Source organism: Colwellia marinimaniae, from assembly GCF_002207865.1.
Lineage (GTDB): Bacteria > Pseudomonadota > Gammaproteobacteria > Enterobacterales > Alteromonadaceae > Colwellia > Colwellia marinimaniae.
Genome location: NZ_BDQM01000532.1, coordinates 1 through 234, shown reverse-complemented (window position 1 = coordinate 234; position 234 = coordinate 1). Strand labels below are relative to the sequence as shown.

1 pseudogene is annotated in these 234 nt (G+C 46.2%); it reads left to right on the top strand.

Going from position 1 to position 234, the window contains the following annotated elements:
• Positions 1–234 (top strand): annotated as a pseudogene (locus tag MTCD1_RS20380) (cell division protein FtsA); the annotation flags it as partial.

Here is a 234-nt window from a genome sequence, read left to right as displayed (position 1 = left end):
TGCATGTGTTACCGCAAGAGTACGCCATTGATGTCCAGGATGGGATTAAAAGTCCTATTGGCATGTCCGGTATGCGCATGGAAGCTAAAGTTCATATCGTCACATGTGCCAATGATATGGCGAAAAATATCACCAAGAGTGTCGAACGTTGTGGTCTTAAAGTCGATGATCTCGTGTTCTCAGCGATTGCTTCTGCCGACTCGGTGTTGACCAATGATGAGAAAGATCTAGGGG